5 protein-coding genes are annotated in these 2,545 nt (G+C 66.2%); all 5 read right to left on the reverse strand.

The window, feature by feature from the left end; all coding sequences use genetic code 11:
- Positions 1-27: 27 nt before the first annotated feature.
- Positions 28-663, reverse strand: a complete 636-nt coding sequence (locus ACIP8W_RS31840) for a hypothetical protein (RefSeq protein WP_402205891.1) — start codon at positions 661-663, stop codon at positions 28-30.
- On the reverse strand, positions 660-1,007 hold the full coding sequence (locus ACIP8W_RS31845) for a helix-turn-helix transcriptional regulator (RefSeq protein ID WP_361305548.1): 348 nt from the start codon (positions 1,005-1,007) through the stop codon (positions 660-662). The genes ACIP8W_RS31840 and ACIP8W_RS31845 overlap by 4 nt, the downstream gene beginning before the upstream one ends.
- A 14-nt stretch (positions 1,008-1,021) precedes the next feature.
- On the reverse strand, positions 1,022-1,393 hold the full coding sequence (locus ACIP8W_RS31850) for a tyrosine-type recombinase/integrase (protein WP_402205893.1): 372 nt from the start codon (positions 1,391-1,393) through the stop codon (positions 1,022-1,024).
- Positions 1,381-2,124 (reverse strand): phage integrase N-terminal SAM-like domain-containing protein, encoded by a 744-nt coding sequence (locus ACIP8W_RS31855; protein WP_402205895.1) that lies wholly within the window; start codon positions 2,122-2,124, stop codon positions 1,381-1,383. The genes ACIP8W_RS31850 and ACIP8W_RS31855 overlap by 13 nt, the downstream gene beginning before the upstream one ends.
- Positions 2,125-2,189: 65 nt before the next feature.
- On the reverse strand, positions 2,190-2,450 hold the full coding sequence (locus tag ACIP8W_RS31860; protein ID WP_402205896.1) for a tyrosine-type recombinase/integrase: 261 nt from the start codon (positions 2,448-2,450) through the stop codon (positions 2,190-2,192).
- Between the last annotated feature and the right edge of the window lie 95 nt (positions 2,451-2,545).

The following is a 2,545-nucleotide window of genomic DNA, read 5'->3' on the forward strand; positions in this document are numbered from 1 at the left end:
CAGCAGCAGAGTGCCGAACCGCACGGTTCACCGCATTAACATCTGTCCCCATTCATCCGTACGAAGGTGGGGACGTAACTGTGTACGCCGACACCCGGCCAGGCGCCGCTGCCCGGCGGGCCGGACGGTGGCGCGGCCGAGCGCGGCCAGGACCGCGTCTGCGTGGAGGGCGGGATCGAGATTCGTGATCAGCTCGGTGAGTTCCCGTAGTGGATCGCCGTCGGTGTCAGGGCAGTTCTGACAACGGGGCTCGCCGTGGCGGTCCCGGCTGACGACGCGTCGTTGTTCATGGCAGCCCGTGCAGACAGCTGGCTTGTCGAAGCAGGGCGAGCATCCCCACCGTCCTCCGGTGCTGCTGCCGACGTAGCGGCATGCGCGTCCGCACTCGCCGCAGCGGGGCAGTGCGACGTCCTGGGCGCCGGCGTCGTGTAGAGCCATCAGCAGTTTTGCGACGCAGTAGGGCGCCGGTGGCTGTCCGGTCCGCAGCAGCGACGGGTCGTCGTGCATGGCCTGGGCGAGGCTGCGGCGACCGGCTCGTGCGCGTACGACGGTGAGGACGATGTCGCGGACGTGCTCGGCGGGCAGGTGCTTTTCGACGTTGCCGATCAGCCGCACGACCAGGCCGACCGGATCCGCGATGACCTCCTCGGCAAGACCGGTCACCGGTCAACTCCGCTGATCCGGGCCCGCCGGGGTCGCAGGTCACCGACTCCTTCGGAGACCGAAGCCCCGCCCGCGGCGGCCTTCTTCGGCTTCGTCGCGGAGCCGGCCACGGCGATGGGCTCGATGAGATCGTCCATGGTGCAGTCGAGGATGTCGAGCAGGGCCATGAGGATCTTCAGGCTGAGGCGTTCGGGCCGCTCGACGACGAGCCGGTAGACCTGGCTCGACGACAGGCTGATGCCGCGTTCCTTCAGCGGCGGGATGAGGTCGGTGGTGGAGAACATCCCGCGGTCCGCCATGACCTTGCGCAGGTGCCAGTGATAGTCGAGCTTGGCGGCCATCATCGGGTCCTTCCTCGTCAGACGCCGGCGAACGCCGGGGCCAGGGCCTTGCTCAAGGCAGTGTTCATGAAGTCGTCGCTGACGTGCGTGTAGATGGCCGTGGAGCTATCGCACTCGTGACCGACTTGCTGTTGAATAAATCGCCTATCTACTCCGTCTTCGGTCAAATATGTGACATATGAATGGCGGATTGAGTGCGGAACTAGACCTTTCGGGAGCTTTAGGGCGTCGCGGTATGCCTCGAACCGGTCGTTGATGGAACTGGGTTGCAGGCGTCCCCCGCGTTCGGTGATCCACAGTGCCGGATGATCGGGGAACCCGAACCGCGGCCGGACGTTCTCGACGTAGTCGGCGACCGCTTCGACAGCCCAGTCCATCACCGACAGCACGTTCCGCCGCCGCGGCGGCTGCCCCTTCTTCGCCTTGCCATAGCGGACGTTGAGTGTGCCGTACCGGCCGAACTGGCGGACCTTCGGTTCCGCCCGAAGTCGACCACATCCAGCTTGGACGTCTCGGTCCGGCGAAGCCCCCATCCGTAGATGACCTTGAAGAGGGTGGCATCCCGGTAGGCGGCGAGGGCTCCCTTGCGCTTGGACTTCACCGCGCGTGCGACCTGGTCGTCGGCGTAGTCGAGGAACCGCTGCAGTTCTTCTCGGGTGAACGGCCTCGCTTCCGGGTCACCCTCGTAGACCTGCAGGTGAGGGAGGGTGTTCCACTCGTGAGCGATGGCCACCGGATAAGCGCCAAAGGCTTCTTCGCATGCCGGGCCCCAGCCGTAGCGGGCGTCGATGAGGAGTTCGGTGAACAGTCGAAGCGTGCCCTGGTAGCTGCGGATCGTGGACGGCGCCAGGTGTTTCTCGCTCGTCAGGGAGGCCGACCACTCGTCCATGTGGGCCGGCGTCCACTGCCACGGGTACTCGTTCGCAAAATCAAGGAACCGGCGGATCAGCCGTTCCCTCGGGTCGATCGTCTCGTCCTTCAGCCCCCGCGACTTCTGCTGAGCCCGCCAGCCCCGCAGCATCGCGTCGAACATCGCGTCCTCCGGACGCAGCTGGACCACCCCGGAGACAAGCTCCATGCGAGCCGAGCCGGCGAGGGCCGCTTTCTGCTGATGCACCACTCCTGACCATCCCTTCTGGAGGGCAGATATTGCATCAGACGGGATCGCGGTGGCAAACTGCCTGTTCAGGCGGCTAGGTCGTAGTAGTCTCGGAGTCGGTCAGGCCCTTGCTGTGAGCTGGCGACCTGCGATTTCTCGCCCGCCTGATGCAATTCCCGAGGGTCGAGGTAGATCTCGGTGGTGGTCAGGTGCGTGTGGCCCAGGACCCACTGCACGTCGGTCAACGTCAGATGTGGATCGCGGACCATGCGGGCGGCCGCGCTGTGGCGGAGGTCGTGGGTGCGCCGTGAGGCGCAGTGGTTCGAGTGGAGGTGAGAGACCTTCACCGCTGATCCCGTCGCAGCGGGACGGTGGAGCTGGGGGCAGCCTGATCCGGGTGGTGCCGGGGAGGGTGGGAGCAGCCCTGACAACGCCGGGACGT

This window comes from Streptomyces sp. NPDC088554 (assembly GCF_044752945.1).
GTDB lineage: Bacteria > Actinomycetota > Actinomycetes > Streptomycetales > Streptomycetaceae > Streptomyces.

Bases quoted from the DNA above. Each gene is read 5' to 3' on its own strand.
- ACIP8W_RS31845 (WP_361305548.1), bottom strand. From the start codon at position 1,007: ATGATGGCCGCCAAGCTCGACTATCACTGGCACCTGCGCAAGGTCATG.